Source organism: Aliidiomarina sp., from assembly GCF_047920995.1.
GTDB lineage: Bacteria > Pseudomonadota > Gammaproteobacteria > Enterobacterales > Alteromonadaceae > Aliidiomarina.
The window spans coordinates 1-15,588 of record NZ_JBLRWZ010000018.1; the positions used below are offsets into that span (position 1 = coordinate 1).

Annotated in this window: 16 protein-coding genes and 1 pseudogene; 11 read left to right on the plus strand and 6 right to left on the minus strand. The window is 45.2% G+C overall.

What is annotated here, in order from left to right; translation table 11 throughout:
- The 3 genes from ACNA7P_RS06365 to ACNA7P_RS06375 form a co-directional block, all read left to right on the plus strand.
- Window positions 1-896, plus strand: an 896-nt coding sequence (locus ACNA7P_RS06365; RefSeq protein WP_416257784.1) for a DUF692 domain-containing protein, incomplete at its 5' end; no start/stop codon positions are given.
- Window positions 883-1,659, plus strand: coding sequence for a putative DNA-binding domain-containing protein (locus ACNA7P_RS06370; RefSeq protein ID WP_416257785.1), 777 nt, complete (start codon window positions 883-885; stop codon window positions 1,657-1,659). The genes ACNA7P_RS06365 and ACNA7P_RS06370, both read left to right, overlap by 14 nt.
- A gap of 18 nt (window positions 1,660-1,677) precedes the next feature.
- A complete protein-coding gene (locus ACNA7P_RS06375; protein WP_416257786.1) occupies window positions 1,678-2,217 on the plus strand; it encodes a DoxX family protein in 540 nt (179 codons plus the stop codon).
- On the opposite strand, the gene ACNA7P_RS06380 is transcribed toward ACNA7P_RS06375, so the two are convergent.
- Entirely contained in the window at window positions 2,214-3,134 is a 921-nt protein-coding gene (locus tag ACNA7P_RS06380; protein WP_416257787.1) for an AraC family transcriptional regulator, read from the minus strand. The genes ACNA7P_RS06375 and ACNA7P_RS06380 overlap by 4 nt on opposite strands.
- A gap of 96 nt (window positions 3,135-3,230) precedes the next feature.
- On the opposite strand from ACNA7P_RS06380, the gene ACNA7P_RS06385 reads away from it, so the two are divergent.
- From ACNA7P_RS06385 to ACNA7P_RS06415, 7 genes and pseudogenes are all read left to right on the plus strand, one after another.
- On the plus strand, window positions 3,231-4,163 hold the full coding sequence (locus tag ACNA7P_RS06385) for an HD-GYP domain-containing protein (protein ID WP_416257788.1): 933 nt from the start codon (window positions 3,231-3,233) through the stop codon (window positions 4,161-4,163).
- Between the two features lie 20 nt (window positions 4,164-4,183).
- The gene (locus ACNA7P_RS06390; protein ID WP_416257789.1) at window positions 4,184-4,675 is read left to right on the plus strand and encodes a DinB family protein; all 492 of its coding nucleotides are present in this window, start codon (window positions 4,184-4,186) and stop codon (window positions 4,673-4,675) included.
- Window positions 4,663-5,043 (plus strand): annotated as a pseudogene (locus ACNA7P_RS06395) (NRDE family protein); the annotation flags it as partial. The gene ACNA7P_RS06390 and the pseudogene ACNA7P_RS06395, both read left to right, overlap by 13 nt.
- Window positions 5,044-5,241: 198 nt before the next feature.
- Window positions 5,242-6,273, plus strand: a complete 1,032-nt coding sequence (locus tag ACNA7P_RS06400; protein WP_416257833.1) for a hypothetical protein — start codon at window positions 5,242-5,244, stop codon at window positions 6,271-6,273.
- On the plus strand, window positions 6,233-7,123 hold the full coding sequence (locus ACNA7P_RS06405) for a GNAT family N-acyltransferase (protein ID WP_416257790.1): 891 nt from the start codon (window positions 6,233-6,235) through the stop codon (window positions 7,121-7,123). The genes ACNA7P_RS06400 and ACNA7P_RS06405 overlap by 41 nt, the downstream gene beginning before the upstream one ends.
- A 185-nt stretch (window positions 7,124-7,308) precedes the next feature.
- Window positions 7,309-9,663: an Ig-like domain-containing protein gene (locus ACNA7P_RS06410; protein WP_416257791.1), complete on the plus strand. Its 2,355-nt coding sequence runs from the start codon at window positions 7,309-7,311 to the stop codon at window positions 9,661-9,663.
- Between the two features lie 35 nt (window positions 9,664-9,698).
- Window positions 9,699-11,144, plus strand: a complete 1,446-nt coding sequence (locus tag ACNA7P_RS06415) for an OmpA family protein (RefSeq protein WP_416257792.1) — start codon at window positions 9,699-9,701, stop codon at window positions 11,142-11,144.
- Between the two features lie 68 nt (window positions 11,145-11,212).
- Here ACNA7P_RS06415 and ACNA7P_RS06420 read toward each other — a convergent pair whose 3' ends face one another.
- Entirely contained in the window at window positions 11,213-11,962 is a 750-nt protein-coding gene (locus ACNA7P_RS06420) for a Crp/Fnr family transcriptional regulator (protein ID WP_416257793.1), read from the minus strand.
- Window positions 11,963-12,279: 317 nt separating this feature from the next.
- Between ACNA7P_RS06420 and ACNA7P_RS06425 the strand changes: the two genes are divergently transcribed.
- Window positions 12,280-12,936 (plus strand): glutathione peroxidase, encoded by a 657-nt coding sequence (locus tag ACNA7P_RS06425; protein WP_416257794.1) that lies wholly within the window; start codon window positions 12,280-12,282, stop codon window positions 12,934-12,936.
- A gap of 105 nt (window positions 12,937-13,041) precedes the next feature.
- Here ACNA7P_RS06425 and ACNA7P_RS06430 read toward each other — a convergent pair whose 3' ends face one another.
- The 4 genes from ACNA7P_RS06430 to ACNA7P_RS06445 all read right to left on the minus strand — a co-directional run bounded on the left by ACNA7P_RS06430 (window position 13,042) and on the right by ACNA7P_RS06445 (window position 15,586).
- Complete coding sequence (locus ACNA7P_RS06430) at window positions 13,042-14,094, minus strand: linear amide C-N hydrolase (RefSeq protein ID WP_416257795.1); 1,053 nt, start codon at window positions 14,092-14,094, stop codon at window positions 13,042-13,044.
- A gap of 114 nt (window positions 14,095-14,208) precedes the next feature.
- On the minus strand, window positions 14,209-14,619 hold the full coding sequence (locus tag ACNA7P_RS06435) for a SufE family protein (RefSeq protein ID WP_416257796.1): 411 nt from the start codon (window positions 14,617-14,619) through the stop codon (window positions 14,209-14,211).
- Between the two features lie 77 nt (window positions 14,620-14,696).
- Window positions 14,697-15,227 carry a putative Fe-S cluster assembly protein SufT gene (gene sufT / locus ACNA7P_RS06440; RefSeq protein WP_416257797.1) on the minus strand — a complete coding sequence of 177 codons (531 nt, stop codon included), beginning with the start codon at window positions 15,225-15,227 and terminating at the stop codon, window positions 14,697-14,699.
- Window positions 15,227-15,586 carry a HesB/IscA family protein gene (locus tag ACNA7P_RS06445; RefSeq protein WP_416257798.1) on the minus strand — a complete coding sequence of 120 codons (360 nt, stop codon included), beginning with the start codon at window positions 15,584-15,586 and terminating at the stop codon, window positions 15,227-15,229. Before ACNA7P_RS06445 ends, sufT begins: the two co-directional genes overlap by 1 nt.
- Window positions 15,587-15,588: the final 2 nt, after the last annotated feature.

The following is a 15,588-nucleotide window of genomic DNA, read 5'->3' on the forward strand; positions in this document are numbered from 1 at the left end:
GAATTGGACCGCAACAATCCCTAATGGCCGATTTCAACGCAAATAGTTTGCCACGCTCTGTACTTGGTGCCGGTGTTAGCCTAAAACTTCAACACTATCCGGAAGTACAGAGCGCAGCGGCAGATGGCATTTGGTTTGAGGTGCACACGGAGAACTTTTGTGGTATCGGTGGCGCTAGGCTTGAAGCTCTGCAGGTGATGGCGGAAAAATTTCCTTTAAGTCTCCATGGTGTTGGAGCTTCCCTTGCGGGCCCTGATCAGCTGAGTAAACAGCACTTGTTATGGGTTCAAAATTTAGTTGAACGTATTCAGCCAGCACTTATTTCAGAACATGCAGTTTGGTCGGGTATTCAGGAAGCTTATTTTGCAGATTTATTACCTTTTCCAAGAACCAAATTCATTTTACAACAATTAGCTGAAGGCATACATCGCTATCAAGAAACAATCGATAGGCCTTTATTAATTGAGAATCCAACACATTACGTTAATTTTTGCCATGAGATGAGTGAACCAGATTTCATGCTAACACTAGCTAAAACTACTGGATGTGGTTTGTTGCTCGATATTACCAATTTGTATTTAAGCCAGATTAACTGTGGCGTAAATGCTCGGCAATACTTAGATCAAATTCCTCCTCACCTAGTAGGTGAACTGCATGTAGCTGGTTTTTCAAGCGACCCAATTGAAGGCGATCGTTTATTAATTGATAGCCATGATCATGCACCGAATGAAGAAATACTAAGCTTACTAGATTATGCATTAGCGCGTTTTGGTATGAGGCCAGTTTTATTAGAGTGGGATGATCAAATTCCTGAACTAAATGTGCTTCTGCAGGAACGCGAGCGCATTCAAAGTGTGTTAGATCGGCATTTGGATAGCGTAGATGCAGCAAGTTAATGAATCGTTCTATCAGCAACTTATCGCCTATTTGCAGGGTGAAACTGCAACTAATTTAACCCCATGGGTGGGATTCAAACCGGAAGACCTGAGGCGATTAAAAATTTACCGCAACAGCAGTATGAAAGCTTCGATACAAGCTTTAGTTGATAATTTCCCAGTGAGTGGTTCAGTAATACCCATTAACCAATTCCGGCATTTAGCTAAAGAATATGTACTTAAAAATCGGCCTACTCACCCTGTATTAGCTTGGTATGGGCAGGATTTCCCAGATTGGTTACTAAAACAAATAGATCAGCATCATTGCTCATGGCTGGCCGACTTAGCTAAGTTAGAACGTTGTTGGCTTAATTGTTTACTGGCTGAGGATCAACAAGCCGTATCAGGAGAGGATATTGCCCATCTCGCAAGTGAAGGTATCGATATTCAATTACTCACCATGAGCTTGTGCGCGCATGTTGAACTATTAGAAACACATTTTGATGTTTGGACCTTGTGGTTACAACAACGCAACAATTCAGGAAACGTTCAACTTTCCTCGATTGCTGCCGAGAAAACACGAAGGATGCTATGGCGACAAGCCAACCATACTGTGCAATACCGATTATTATCGGATGCTGAATGGACATTTATACAAACTTTGAAAAAACAACCTTGCTCTTTGCAGAACGCAGTAAGTAAGGCATGGGAAGTAGACAAGCTCTTTGATGTTAGTGGTAGCTTCGCGGGCCTTTTACAAAACCGCTTGTTGCGCTTAATTTAACCTAAAAGGAATCAGATTATGACCTTGGTAACTGTTATACAGGAACGCTATTACCAACTAGCTATGTGGTTAGAGCGTTTGTTTGAACCTTTTGCTCTATTAGCTATTCGATTATTAGTTGCTCAGGTTTTTTTACTCTCTGGATTATCAAAATGGACTGGCTTTTTGCAGTTTGATGTTAACAAGTATGAACTTTTTTTATATGAGTTTTTCTGCCCTGATCCTATTCGGCCAGGCGCTTTGTTACTATGCAATCCAGATACATTGGAATATACAGAAGGTTCTTTTGGTGTTTGGTTAGCGGAAACAATGGCGGTGATGGCTGGGGTGGTTGAAGTAGTATTACCTATACTTTTAATTCTAGGTTTATTTAGCCGTTTTGCCGCTTTTGGTTTATTGGGTATGACGCTTTTTATTCAATTTGCTGTTTATCCAGATTGGAGCCATTTTTGGAACCCTGCAGCATGGTGGGCTGGAGTGTTATTTCTCATAGTTGCTAAGGGGCCTGGGCTGATTTCATTGGATCGTTGGTTACGACTAGAGCGTAAAGCTAGTTAACTATGAACCGATCTGAATTCGCCTGGCGACAATGTTTCGTGTTGCTTAAAAAACCGAATAAATGCAGTAGCTGAGTGATAGCCAATTTGCTCTGCAATACTCTCTAGGCTGAGTTCACTGTGGATCAGTAGGTAACGGCATCGTTGTAATCGTATTTCGTCTAATAGTGACTTTGCCGTCATTACCATCACTTTATGGCAGCGCTCAGCGAAAGCACTTTTAGACAAATATGCTAAAGCTGCCATATTCTCCACTGTCCAATCGGCACCCGGCTTATCCATAATAGAAAGAACAACTCGGCGAAGAGCAGGATCTTTTAATGCCGCTAAAAGGCCTTGGTTCATGCTGTCGTCTGTTAATACTTGGCGCAATAAATGCAGCACAATCACATCACTTAATCGGCTAATTGCAGCTTGATATCCCGGCTGCCGATCCTTCGTTTCCTGCTGAATCAACTGTACAAGCAGGTTGAGCGGGCCACACTGCTGATTAACGGGTAAATGAATATAATCGGGCATCGCCTGAAATAAATTAGCTGTTGATGATGATTTAACGGCAATGTCATAACACACCAGGCCACGCTGCAGGTGTTGAGGAATACAAAAACCTTCAACATTTACCTCACTGGTATGTTCATCCACAGGCTGGTCGCTAAGCCAATGACGGAAACTATGGCTAAAAAAAACAGCATCACCGGCATGCAGCTGAATTTGTTCTTGGAGCTGGCCAGGGATTGCCATCCACACGCTACCCTGGGTAACAATGTGCAACGCTGCTTTACTCGATTTACTAGTAAGCAGGTTCCAGTTGTCACAAAAACCTGATTCAAAATGCAATTCAGAGCCAAACGCCAACTGAGATAACAATTGTTCTAGTGGTTCTGGTGTTTTGGTAGATGGTGCAGATGTTTTGGTCATTGTAGGTAGCTGTAGAGTTTCCTAAACTTGGTTAGATAGTTAGCGTATGCAAGTTGTAACACAATACCATTACAAATCAAAGAATGAGAGGTTGCTATGCTGCAGTGGTTACAGAAGTTTGAAAAAAAACGGACGTTGCCTGTCCAACCTGAGCAAGTGAACAAAGACTTACTCGCTAGCTTAATGATAATGGCGTGGTTTGTAGAAGCAAAAGATCCTTACACTGGCGGTCACTTATGGCGCGTTTCGCGCTATGCCAATCTGTTGTGCAGAGCTGGGGGGCTTCCGGAAGCTGATATCGCCCGAATCACGCTAGGCGGATTTCTACACGATCTTGGGAAAGTAGCCATTCCCGATTCAATTTTAAATAAGCGTGGTAAACTCGATGAGAATGAATTTGCCATCATAAAAACGCATCCTGAGGCTGGAGGCCGGCTGTTAGCGGGGCATCCGCTTCGTCACATCGTAGCGGCAGCAGTTGAATTGCACCATGAACGACCCGATGGCGGTGGCTATCCATATGGCTTGAATGCCAGTATGATTCCAATAGATGCTGCGATCATCGGGATTTGCGATGCTTTTGATGCGATGACGAGTTTACGTTCCTACCGCTCGCCTATGCCTGTAGAAAAGGCTCTAAATATTATGCGCGAAGAGTGCGGAAAACAATTTAATCAATTCTGGTGTGAACAATTTTTAGCACTGGCCGAGCAAAACCTTCTCAATGATATTATGGGCCATAGCGATAACGGTATTCCACTGCATACGTGTCCGCTCTGCGGCCCAACTGTGCTCCAACAACGCGATAATAAGCCGGGTGATTTACTCGCCTGTTCAGTTTGCTATAGTGAAATGGAATTATGCACTGAACATGGGTATCTAACAGTTAAGCCAACTGGAAATAAAGCCTCTGCCGCGCAACTGCAGCCGAAAGCAGATAACTTATTAATCAAGCAATTGATTGAAGAATCTATAGGGCATATTCCATTGGAACAAGTAATTCAATTTTCCAGCCATAAAAACCAATAATAACGACGGGAAAACACAGCATGACTGTGATAACACATAATTTACAGCAACTGGATGTATTGAACACTATTGTACAACTAGTAAAACCTGAACATTACTCACAAGAACTGAACTGGCCGGGGACCCCCTCAGTAGGTAAGCATACGCGCCATGTATTGGGGCATTATCAGCAGTTGAGGTTAGCATTCGAGAACAAGCAACTCGATTATCGCTCACGAGTGCGTGATGAAGATATAGAAACCCAGCCGGCTAGAGCAATACAATGGATTGAAGGGATTCGTAGTTGGCTACAATCTTTGCACAGAGCAGATATTGAATGCACCATCCAGTATCAGTTTTCTGAAGGCAAAACATTTACTAGCTTACATCGTGAATTGGATTTTGTTGCTAGCCATTGTGTTCATCACTTAGCGCTCATCCATTCTATATTAGAAAAATGGGATTATAAATGGCCCGAAAATGCTGGAGTGCATAGCTCAACAGTAGAGTATCAAAAACAATGTGCACTCTAAGCTGGTGGTATAACAATCAGCGAATACACATCTTATTTAATCGAGATGAGCGAAAAAGTAGAGCACCTGCCATTTGGCCAAAGTGCTATCGAGAGGGTGATGTTGACGCTATCATGCCAATAGATCCCGAAGGTGAAGGCAGCTGGATAGCTGCAAATTCGTTAGGCCAAGTATTTTGTTTGCTCAATGATTACATTTCCGCGAAGGCGGATACTTCGCTAACTAGGCAAAGCAGAGGGAAATTGTTGCGAAGCCTAGCACATAGTAAAGATTGGGCGTCGGTTGATGCCATGCTGCAACCCGAACTTTTAACTTGTTATGCACCATTTCGGCTAGTAATTTTTACCGGCACACAGGAACCTACACTTTGGCATTGGAATGGGCAGTCAATTCACCAACAGTTTGCTCCCTCCTCTCCTATATCTAGTTCCAGTACTTTGCCGGGCTGCATACCGCTAATGCGCGAGTATTATTGGCGGAGCGAGATGCGAAAGGCGCCGTCATTACAAACGCTACGCAAGATACACCAGCAAGATCGTCCATGGCATGCTTTCAGTGGAATTGCCATGCAACGACGCTTAGTTGCAACCGTTAGTTTAACGCAGGTGGATGTTAGCGATAGCACCGTTACCATGCAATACTGGGATGGCCATCCCAGTCAGCATAGTGAAACAGCAAACAAACGCATACAGTTAAACATAGGCGAAACTGAGCCAGTTGTTTCAACTTTTACCTCTCAGTTCAATGTTAAGTCGTTGCTGCAGCGCTATAATCCGCCATTAGCGCAGCGCCTAACCGGCTGGCGCGGTCGCTTTTTAACCTGGTTGCTGGCAGAAAAAAAGGTAAACACAGTATTACAGGCTTTAAATCAACAGCCAGCAGAACGCTTTTGTGATTTGGCTTTACAACGATTGAATATCGTACCGCACATTATTGCTTGTCGCTGGCCGGCAGCAGATAGCAGGCCGGTATTTGTTTGTAATCATCCTACCGGCGGGATTGATGGGCTACTTTTAATTAGTGTGCTGCAAAAACGCTACCCAAATTTACGGGTGATTGCCAATGAAGTTCTCACAGAGATACAACAACTGGCCCCCTTACTCATACCAGTACCCGTATTTGGAAAACCTAAAGATGCACTACCAGCATTACAAGAAGCATTCGCTAGTAATGCGCCGCTATTAATATTTCCAGCCGGTAGAACTGCACGAATCAACACGAGTGGCATTCTCGATGACGGCCCGTGGGCGAAACTCGCAGTTACTTTAGCTAGCAGGCAACAGCGGCCGATAACAGTAATGCATCTGGATAACAAAAACTCTCGTTGGTTCTATTGGTTGGCGCGTTTACGTACCACATTTAAAATCGCTGCTAACCTAGAAATGCTATTATTAGTTCGAGAAATGTTGAATCCAACCAAGAAACAACCACGGCTTTTTGTTGATATACCAATGCGGCCGATCGAACTCAGCGCTATTGCCGATCAACATACAGAGCGAATGGCATGGTTAAAACGACGTTGTTACCAACTACCATTTATTTACCGGGAGAATACCGATGCAACAGTTAAATTCGGTTGCAGAAGCAGAGCCAATTGAGCTGATACGGCAGGAGCTAGCAACATTAGCGCCTTTAGTAACCGTGCGAGGTTTGCATGTATACAGTGCTCGGGCAACGGAAATTCCGGTAACCATGCGAGAGATAGGTAGGTTACGGGAAATTATTTTTCGCCAATCGGGGGCTGGACGCAATATGGCTCGCGATCTCGATGACCTTGATTATGGCGAAGCGGCTTATTACCAATTGTTAGTTTGGGACCCGAAACGCTTTGAACTAGTAGCCATGTATCGATATCAACTAGGTTGGGCATCAACAGAGCACGGCTATGCTATTTTACGAACCCACCAGCTATTTGAGTACAGCAACGCAATGCGCGAACAAGTACTTCCATATGGTATAGAACTGGGCCGCTCTGTGGTAAATTCACAAGCTAAAGCTCGTAGCTTGGGGTTTTATGCATTGTGGGCTGGGCTGGGAACTTTAGCGCGAATGTATCCGCAGTTACGATATTTTTTTGGTAATGTTTCGCTATACCAAAACCTTGGCCGAGATGCCTTAGATTGTATGGTTTCATTTTGTGAGCAGCTATATGCTCCACCAGAATCGATGATGTTAGCAAAAGCAGGTTTACAATATCATCCCACTCAATCGCTCAATTGCACAGCATGGGAACCACTGAACCCCTCAGCACGCATCCGTGAATTGCAACATATATTGAAACAGTTCGATTGTCGATTACCACCAATTTTGCAATCGTATTTAAGTGTGGGCAACGATATTTGGTTTGATGACGCTGCACTCGATGATGATTTCGGACAAGCTTATGAGCTGAGTATTATAGTACCGCTCTCTGCAGTAAGCGGTGTTATTCGAGAACGCTTTTTATAACTATTCATTAGCGCTAAGCTGAAATACGGTCCGAGCCAGTTGCGGCCATTTCGCGTTTCCGATGCGCTAAGCGCGCCAGCGCACAGACACCTTTAAAGCATCCCTGCATAGTCGCTTCCATGTAGATTTCTACAGCATACGGGTGTTGCATATATCCCGTATAACTTTACTGCAAGGATATCCAAATGCGCCCTACAATACTTTTCTTCTCCAGCCTGCAAAAATGGCTGATATTAGCCATAGCTGGTTCACTATTAATGGCCTGCAATGATGCGGGCCGTGATCCTATTCTCGGTGCAGATGGCAATGTTGCACTCGCACCAACTGTAGTAATGGTAACGCCGGCGAACAATGCTACCGATGTTACTATTACGGATCCTACAATAACCGCTGAATTCAGCGTTCCGGTAGCCAGTTTGAGCGCTGCCAACTTCACAGTAACATGCGCAAGCCCCTGTACAGCGCCCTCTGGCACCATTGAAATGAATTCGGCCAATACTGTGGCTACTTTTGTTATCGCTGAATCTGACATCCTAGAGCCACTCACTGAATATACCGCTACCATCCATACTGCCGCTAGCAGCGAAACTGGCATCGCCATGGATAGCCCGTACATTTGGCGATTCACCACCGGGGCTGCTCCGATTGTTGATGAGGAAGAAGAAGAGGAGGACGTGCTTCCACCCCCACCGCCTCCTGCACCAACCGTAATCATGGTAACTCCGGAAAACAATGCAACGAATGTTGATATCGCAAACCCAGCTATAACGGCCGAGTTCAACGAGCCGGTAGATAGCTTAACCGATGCTGATTTTACGGTTACATGCGCAAGCCCGTGTACGAATGCCTCTGGCACCATTGAAATGAGTGAAGAAAATACCTTCGTAACTTTCAACATTGCCGAGTTTGATACTCTTGAACCACTCACTGAATATACGGCCACCATTTATAATGCTACTAGCAGCGAAAGCGGCGTAACGATGCAAGACCCGTATATTTGGGAATTCACAACTGGCCGTACGCCAGATACAACTCGCCCACGGGTGGTTGCAACAAATCCGCTAACAACAGATCCAGGCCCTACTCCAAATGTTCCAGCTAACACGGTTATTTCCGCTGCATTTAGCGAAGAGATGTTAGCTACCACGATCAATGATACGAGCTTTATTGTTACCTGTGAGTTGCCATGTGCATCACCTGCAGGCGCCGTGTCATATGTGTCTGGATCTAACAGTGCTGTATTTACACCAGAAGAAAACCTTGCTGAAGGCGCAACATACACCGCTACAGTTACTAGTGACGTTACCGATTTAGCGGGTAATCGGCTTGCTGGTAACCAAGCCCCTAGCACAAGTGCTAGTGATTACATCTGGGCATTCACTACGATGGCAGCCATTGAGCCAGAGTTTATTTCTATCCTCTCTACCGATCCAATTGATGGTGGTGTAATTGCGGTTTGTGAGAACGCCAGTATTAATGCAACCTTCGATATACCTTCTGGCCTGCGCCTTAATCCAGAAACCGTTAACAACATGACCTTTCTGATTGTTGAAAACAACGAACCAACGAATACCGTAGCCGCTGAATCTATCAAAGTTGATTTAGATACCGGCACCATCATTACCTTTATTCCAGAAAGCGACCTCGTGGAAGGCATGATTTACCGCGCTACGATCGTAGGTGGAGAAAATGGCGTGAAAGATCTAATGCTTCCTGGCAATCAACTGGAAGAAGATTTCGTTTGGACCTTTACATCAGAAGAGCCTGTTGATGGCTGTTTACAACCAGCGGATCTTGGCAGTGCTGCACCATTTGGTACATTCGGTGGCAGTGCAGGCGTAACCAATCAGGGTTTACTCACCATTATTAATGGCGATTTAGGCACTACGGCTACATCAACATTAGTAACTGGTTTTGTTTCTGAGCCTGGCTGTGAATATACCATTACAACGTTAAATGAAGGCCAAGTGAACGGTAAAATCTTTACCGCGCCACCGCCGCCAACCGTTGCTTGCCCGCAAGATGGTACTGCAGCTACCGAGGCCATCGCGATTCAGGCGCGCCTTGATGCTGAAGCGGCATTCATCGCGCTTTCACCTGCCAATATGCCAGGTGGACAAGATCCAGGTAATGATAATCTTGGCAGTCTTACCTTAACGCCAGGTATTTATACCGCCCCAAGTGGCTCATTCATGATCCAAGGTGGCGACCTAACCTTAGATGCGCAAGGTAATCAAAATGCCGTATGGGTTTTCCAAATGGCAACCACGCTTACGGTAGGCGGCCCCGGTGCTGATTTCCCACAAAGTGTAACGCTTATCAATGGCGCTCAAGCAAAGAACATCTTCTGGCAAGTTGGCAGCGCAGCAACAATTAATGCAGCAGGTGGTGGCACCATGAAAGGCACCATAATCGCGCAAGATGGCGTGAGCATTTCAACCGCTGGCAACGTGAACATCGTTACTTTAGATGGTAGAGCGTTGTCGCTTACCGCCTCGGTTACGGTTGTAAATACCGTGATTAACGTACCTGCAGAGTAATAGATAAAGCGCACACGCTTTTAGTGGAGAACAAAATGAAAACGATTATAAAAACACAGGCGATTGTTACTCTTGCTCTACTTGGCATCACAATGCCAGCTCTAGCAACCGAACAAAACCGATGGTACTTCGGCGCAGGCGGTGGGCTTACGCTCGCCAACATCGCCCAGCAAGAAATTATTGCCGACCTACTTGGGGCCGGTTATGAAACAACTGAGTTTCGCGATAACGATAGTGATTTCGGTTACAAGCTCTATGTAGGTTACCAATTCAACCCATACCTCGCTCTTGAAGGGGGGTATTTTGATCTTGGTGAATTTGATTACACCGCAACTACCATTCCCGCGGGCACTAAAACCGGCTCCTTGAGTTTTAGTGGTTGGAATATGGATGCAGTAGGAACAATTACATTAACCGAGCGCTCTTCACTGATCGCCCGGGTGGGTTTGCATGAAGGCACAACAAAAACCCAATTCGCCGGCACAGGCGCGGTTAACGTGCTGAACTCGGATTATCGCAACAAAGACATTGATTACAAAATTGGTGTTGGCTATCAATATAAAGTAAATGATGCTTGGAGCTTACGCTTAGAAGCGGAACGTTTTCGTATTGATGATGCTGTGGGCAATACCGGCCATGTAGATCTGTATTCACTGAATGTGGTTTACCGCTTTGGTACTCGTAAACATGCGCCAGTAGCCGCAACCCCGCCGCCGCCAGTACAACAGCCCGCGCCGCGTCCAATAGCAGTAGCAACTGAGCAATACTGCAGCGAACTGGGTATCCAATTTGAGATTGGTAATGAAAATATTGAGCGAGTAAACCGAGAGCCAATCTTAGTTCTTGCTACATTCTTAGAAAAGTACCCTGATACTACTGCAATCATTCAAGGGCATACCGATAACGTTGGTACCGCAGCTGATAATCAGCGTTTATCTGAGCAGCGTGCAAGTAGCCTACGCAATTACTTAATAGGTGAGCATGGCATTAACGCAAGCCGCTTAACGGCCGTTGGCTTCGGTGAAAGCCAGCCGATTGCCAGCAATAGCACCACCCAGGGGCAACAAGCGAATCGCCGAATTAACACCGTAATTGATTGTGCTACCGATATTGCTGGCCTCAGCACACTGCCAGCGCGCACAACATTGGCGATGGCACTTGAATTCGAGGTAGAAAGTTCAGCTGTGCAATCGAAGTATCATTTACAATTAGAAAGCGTTGCAAAATATATGCAACTCAACCCTGATGTGATGGTTACGCTCGAAGGGCATACCGACAATGCGAATCCTGCTACTGCGCAAAGAATATCGCAAGAACGAGCACAAAGCGTAGCGGATTATCTTGTGCGAACGCTTAAAGTTGATCGTTCACGTTTGCATGTTGAAGGGTTCGGTGCAACACGCCGCGATACATACAATATCACTGCTTCGCACCGCCAAGAAAATCGCCGTGTAAATATCGTAATTGGTTACCCTAACTAATTACTGCCGATTATGAATAAAAACGTGTGTTGAGGAATCATTCCCAACACACGTTTTTTTTGCTTGAGTTAGTAGTTAGGTGTGTAGTGCAATAATCGATTGCATTCTACTTTAACAACCTCATAGCACTCACAGCTTAGCTTCTCGAGCGCTGGCCGATTGATTATGGTTAAACAGCCTCGATGATATTCAATAATACCCGCTTTTTGTAATTTTCCTGCCGCTACCGATACCCCTTCCCTGCGCACTCCTAACATATTAGCAATGAGCTCTTGGGTCATGGTAAGTACGTTGGTTGGAATTCTATCGAGTGATAACAACAACCATCGGCACAATTGTTGATCCACAGAGTGGTGGCGATTACATACCGCAGTTTGCGCCATCTGGGTCATGAGCGATTGCGTATAGAGCAGAAATAGGGAGCGGAATTCCTTGCTTCGATCAAATTCCTCTTTTAACACCTGAGCAGGCAACCGATAAGCCGCGCCTGCACTTTGCACTACTGCTCGATGTGGCGTGCTATCACCACCCAAAAAGAGTGATTTGCCCATCATGCCATCATTACCGATAACCGAAATCTCTGCTGAATCACCGTTTTCCATCACATAAACCAATGAGATTATTGAGTTAGTTGGGAAAATAGCATATTTAATTTTTTCGCCAGATTCATATAGCGATTCCCCCAGCGGTAAATCCACTACTTCTAAATGTGGCTTTATCCGTACTTTCACCATTTCGGGTAACGCACTCAATAAGTAGTTTTGTTCGCATGTTGATTCTGGAAACTCCCCGTTGTCCATCATCTGTATTGAATCCATGGAAGATTTCCCCAATGTTGGACAGCACGTTTATATACTGGCGGTTCAGTAATTTTGGTGGCTAGTTATACTCGAGTAATACAACAACTACAACGCAAATCAGGCCTTACTTCCACCTTTACGAGTTATTAACATTCAGCTATTAACTTAAGTTATTGTTAAATAACCCGATAAACGTAGTAACTTCGGGTCATACTTTAGCACCCTGAAATTTTCCAATAACCTCAAGGCAAATGTGATCTATATCGTCCATTTTGAACTACTATAAATGCTACTATTTCTTTATTAATGCGTGCTTAATCACGCGTAGGCTTATCATGAAAAATATCGTGCAAAATAACCTTACTATGGTGGGTTTTACTGCCCCTACAGCAGCTAAAATTGCAGCATATATGTTGCTACTAGTGCTTGCCGCTTTCGCCTCATTCAATGGGCACGCCCAAGAACGTTCGGCCTCAAATAGGGCGCAGTTCTCGCAAACCGAACAAGGCTGTTTAGATACGTTTAACCACTCCTTACGTGCACTACACTCTACAGAACAGCATGATTTATGCGAGCTTACTAAAGATAAAGTGGTGCTCGTGGTGAATACCGCAAGCCAATGTGGTTACACCGGGCAGTTTGCAGATTTAGAAGCGCTCTACCAAGAGTATCAATCGCAAGGCCTTGTTATTCTTGGCTTTCCTTCAGATAGCTTTCGCCAAGAGCATGCCGACGAAGCGGCAACCGCTGATGTTTGCTTTCGTAATTTCGGGGTAAGCTTTCCGATGATGGCCACCTCATCAGTTACAGGTAACAATGCCAACAACATCTTTAAAACACTTACCCAAGCTACTAGCGAAGCGCCCGGCTGGAACTTTCATAAGTACCTAATTTCTGCGAATGGCGAGCAAGTTACCAGCTTCGCCAGTGCGGTAAAACCTACCAATGGGGTAATAGTTAAAGCAGTTGAAGAGCTATTAAAAGCGCGGTAATTCGTAAAGTTTTTAGTTACCAGAGCGGACACACAAAGCAATGAGCACTGCATATTACCCCCAGCAAAACAGGCAGCTAGTAGCAACTAGCTGCCCGCTTATCTGCTACAAGCCCTGAAACTCGAATGGCGCTGAAGCTACAAAGTTAGCACTAGCCTCACCTGCGTAGATTTGCCCCTCATCCAACGCCAGCTTTTTCACCTCAGCGCCAGCACTGAAGTTCACTTTGCTGAAATCTACCCAAACGGTATTTGGCGTAAGTACATTCTCGAAGTAGTACACCAAATTACGCTGATCTGCCACTACGCGCCAACGCGTATTCGATAAGTGTGGCTCTTCTGGCGTGCCGATACCATAGGGTACTGATACGTTGCGCACTACGCTAAATACACTCGCGGCAGCAATTTGCGGATCGCTCGTTTGCGGAATCATATCTAAATAGTACGAAGCTCGCACAAAACGATCAGCCGCTTTACCGGTGCCAGGCAAAAACGCTTTACCAGGTACACTTTGCCAATAGCTCTTTATCGCCAGCTGTTCCGCAAAAGGTGGATCGTTGGTCATTACTTGGTAATCGCGGCTATGGTGGATTTCTAACTTACCGCCAATATATTCAAATATGGCGCTATCACCGCTAGCATCTGAGAGTGATAAATGCACAGTGGTGAACTTATCCGTGCCGGGTATAAAATCAGAAACAATCGCAAAAGGTACGTCGGCAAAAAACTCAACTGCCTCGGCCACGGTAGCAAAGTTATCTAACGTATACTGTGCCCACGCTGAAATGGTAAGCCCTGGGGCATCGCCGTACTGATCAAATTCTGGATATTCAGAGGCTACTAACCATAACAAGTTGGCTACCAAACCTTTTTCATTCATACCATCTGGGGTAGCAATATCCCACGAGCTAGCGGCAACGCTGCCATATTTTGAGCGCCAAGTAATAGAATTTGGCCCTACTTGGCCATGCCGCTCCATACCACGTGGGAAAATCCATAGGTTGGCGGGAATATCAATTGAGAAATCCATACTGCGGCCAGTAAGCACGGTATCATTTGGGCCTAAATAAACCAAACGAGTGCAAGCCTCTGCTGGGGTTGGCGAGGCAACAACAGCTGCAAAAATTGCGGCCGCTAGTGTAGAAACAACTTTTTTCATATCAGCATACTCTCTATCAATAAGGTTACCCCATTAATAGGTAATAGCTGTTATGGTGTCAAACTGTAATAACCATACTAGAAACATCCAGAAATGAGCCGCAAAAGGCTGCTTTTAGGCTGCAGCCTCAGCGTGGGCTCTGATTTTTGCCACAATTGCGCGTAAGCCATTACCGCGGGTAGGGCTAATATGCTGCTCTAAATCGAGGGTTTGGAAGTACTGATCAATATCAAAGGCTAAAATTTCGCTCGGTGTACGCTGGTTATATACCGACATCACCAAACCTAATAAACCTTTCACGATCATGGCGTCACTATCTACCGAAAATTCCAATTTGCCATCGTTGTTTTTGCTGATTAGCCACACATCGCTTTGGCAACCTTTCACTTTATAGATATCCAGCCGTTGTTCCGGGCTAAGCGCAGGAAGCGCTTTGCCTAAATCGATAATGTATTCGTAACGATTTTCCCAATCATCGAGAAACTCTAAATCTTCTAAGATTTCTTCATGGCTTGGTAATTTCATAACGCGTCCTAGTTTATCGATTTCAGTTTTGTACGGAAGGTTGTATACATTCGGCAAGAGCTTTTTAATGGCGGTAGTTAAAAGAACATGCCGGTTTCAAGCTGCGCTTCTTCGCTCATCATTTCGCGAGACCAGGCTGGGTCAAACACAAGATCAACTTGCACATCACGCACATTCGGTACCATCGCTACGCGTAATTCCACATCGCCAACGAGTACCGGCCCCATGCCACAACCGGGAGCTGTGAGCGTCATCTCAATATTCACAATGCCGGTATCTTGATGGATATCTACCTTATAGATCAGCCCCAAAGATACGAGGTTAATGGGAATTTCTGGGTCGTAGATACTTTCTAGCGCTTCCCAAACCTGATCCGGATTAATGTTGCCATCACCGGCATCTTCGAAATCCAGCACCAGTGCTTGGCGGCCAATCGCATCGGCATCAGTGCCATCAATGCGGTACATATTACCTTTCCAAGTTACGGTATAATTACCGCCTAACTCTTGGGTAAGGGTAACGAATTCGCCTTGTGGTATTATTTGTTTCTCGCCTTGCGGCACGCGCCGAGCACGCACCTCACGCGAGGTAGCCATCATTTTTTGCATTAATTATTCACACTAAAACTTTCACCACAGCCACACATATCAGCTACGTTCGGGTTATTAAACTTCACCACACCATTTATGCCTTCGCGCACATAATCAATTTCTGTGTTGCGCAGTAAATTCACCGAATCGCTGGCAATCGCCACGATTAGGTTGTTATTTACCTGCACCACTTCATCATCGCTTGCCGGCGCCTCTGCCATATCCAGCACATAAGCGTAGCCAGTGCAGCCGTTCACTTTCGTGCTTACACGCACAATTTTACCCGGCTCATTTGCCAACTTATTGGTGAAATGCCGCACCGCACTCTCGGTGAGCGTTATAATATCTTTGCTTGGAATATACGCTTCAACAGACATAA

Excerpts from the sequence above, each read along its gene's own strand:
- ACNA7P_RS06370 (WP_416257785.1), top strand. The coding sequence starts at position 883 with ATGCAGCAAGTTAATGAATCGTTCTATCAGCAACTTATCGCCTATTTG.
- ACNA7P_RS06375 (WP_416257786.1), top strand. The coding sequence starts at position 1,678 with ATGACCTTGGTAACTGTTATACAGGAACGCTATTACCAACTAGCTATG.
- ACNA7P_RS06380 (WP_416257787.1), bottom strand. The coding sequence starts at position 3,134 with ATGACCAAAACATCTGCACCATCTACCAAAACACCAGAACCACTAGAA.
- ACNA7P_RS06385 (WP_416257788.1), top strand. The coding sequence starts at position 3,231 with ATGCTGCAGTGGTTACAGAAGTTTGAAAAAAAACGGACGTTGCCTGTC.
- ACNA7P_RS06390 (WP_416257789.1), top strand. The coding sequence starts at position 4,184 with ATGACTGTGATAACACATAATTTACAGCAACTGGATGTATTGAACACT.
- ACNA7P_RS06400 (WP_416257833.1), top strand. The coding sequence starts at position 5,242 with ATGCAACGACGCTTAGTTGCAACCGTTAGTTTAACGCAGGTGGATGTT.
- ACNA7P_RS06405 (WP_416257790.1), top strand. The coding sequence starts at position 6,233 with ATGCAACAGTTAAATTCGGTTGCAGAAGCAGAGCCAATTGAGCTGATA.
- ACNA7P_RS06410 (WP_416257791.1), top strand. The coding sequence starts at position 7,309 with ATGCGCCCTACAATACTTTTCTTCTCCAGCCTGCAAAAATGGCTGATA.
- ACNA7P_RS06415 (WP_416257792.1), top strand. The coding sequence starts at position 9,699 with ATGAAAACGATTATAAAAACACAGGCGATTGTTACTCTTGCTCTACTT.
- ACNA7P_RS06420 (WP_416257793.1), bottom strand. The coding sequence starts at position 11,962 with ATGGATTCAATACAGATGATGGACAACGGGGAGTTTCCAGAATCAACA.
- ACNA7P_RS06425 (WP_416257794.1), top strand. The coding sequence starts at position 12,280 with ATGAAAAATATCGTGCAAAATAACCTTACTATGGTGGGTTTTACTGCC.
- ACNA7P_RS06430 (WP_416257795.1), bottom strand. The coding sequence starts at position 14,094 with ATGAAAAAAGTTGTTTCTACACTAGCGGCCGCAATTTTTGCAGCTGTT.
- ACNA7P_RS06435 (WP_416257796.1), bottom strand. The coding sequence starts at position 14,619 with ATGAAATTACCAAGCCATGAAGAAATCTTAGAAGATTTAGAGTTTCTC.
- sufT (WP_416257797.1), bottom strand. The coding sequence starts at position 15,227 with ATGCAAAAAATGATGGCTACCTCGCGTGAGGTGCGTGCTCGGCGCGTG.
- ACNA7P_RS06445 (WP_416257798.1), bottom strand. The coding sequence starts at position 15,586 with ATGTCTGTTGAAGCGTATATTCCAAGCAAAGATATTATAACGCTCACC.